The organism is Candidatus Hakubella thermalkaliphila (assembly GCF_013281975.1).
Classification (GTDB): Bacteria; Actinomycetota; Humimicrobiia; order Hakubellales; family Hakubellaceae; genus Hakubella; species Hakubella thermalkaliphila.
This window is the reverse complement of sequence record NZ_BLRZ01000326.1, coordinates 1-952: the sequence shown is the minus strand read 5'-3', so window position 1 is coordinate 952 and position 952 is coordinate 1. Positions and strand designations below refer to the sequence as shown.

Here is a 952-nt window from a genome sequence, read left to right as displayed (position 1 = left end):
TCTGGCCCATCCTCTAAAGACCAGGCTCATCGCTTACGGCCAGGATTAAGACGGACTCCCTTGACTGGGAGACCCTGGCCCATCTCCTGCGCTCCGATCTCATCGCCTGGGCCTATGCCCCCAGCTGGGAGACCAGGGAGGTCAAAAACCTCTTAAGGTTCAGAATCTCTTTAGTCCGGATCAGAACCTCCCTTAAGAATAAAGTCCATTCGGTCTTGGACCGCCACCCGGTGGAAGATAATGTCTTTCGGGGTCTTACCGACAAATTTGGCAAGACCGGAATGAAGATCATGCGCTCTTTAGAGCTTGAGGGTAATGACAGAGCTATCCTAAATGGCTATCTGGATCTGATTGAGGAACTTAGCCGCCGCATAGCTGCCTTAAATAAACAAATTAAGGCCCTGGTCAAAGAAGATGAGATTAGCTCTTATCTAAAGAGTGTGCCTGGTTTCGGAGATCTGCTGGGCTTGCTCCTAAGATATGAGATAGACAATATGGAGAGGTTTGCCTCAGCTAAAAAGCTCTGCTCCTATGTGGGTATCGTTCCTTCCACCTACTCCAGTGGGGGTAAAACCTGGCATGGTCGGATTACCAAGGAGGGAAATAAGTGGCTGAGATGGGCGGTGATTGAGGCAGTCCATGGAGCCATTATTACCTCCCCCTCCCTGCGCCGCTACTACAACAGGGTAAAACAGAGGAGAGGAGACAAGGCGGCCACCATAGCCCTGGCCCGCAAGCTTTTGGAGATCATCTATCACGTCTGGAAGGAAAAGAGACCTTATTATGAGAAGGAGCTAGCCTATACAGTTTAGCGGTCGCCCTCTTAAGTTTCTAGCCCAATAAGGGGCTCTTATGGTGATTAGGGGACCGCTACCGAACAGTTAACATGTGCCACCAGCAAAGGGCACCGATAGATGAATGGTCATATAATCTTGGTAATCTGGGAGGGCTA

Annotated in this window: 1 protein-coding gene; it reads left to right on the top strand. The window is 50.2% G+C overall.

What is annotated here, in order from left to right:
• Positions 1-44: 44 nt before the first annotated feature.
• A complete protein-coding gene (locus HW443_RS11910; protein ID WP_176235769.1) occupies positions 45-812 on the top strand; it encodes an IS110 family RNA-guided transposase in 768 nt (255 codons plus the stop codon).
• The last annotated feature ends 140 nt before the right edge of the window (positions 813-952 follow it).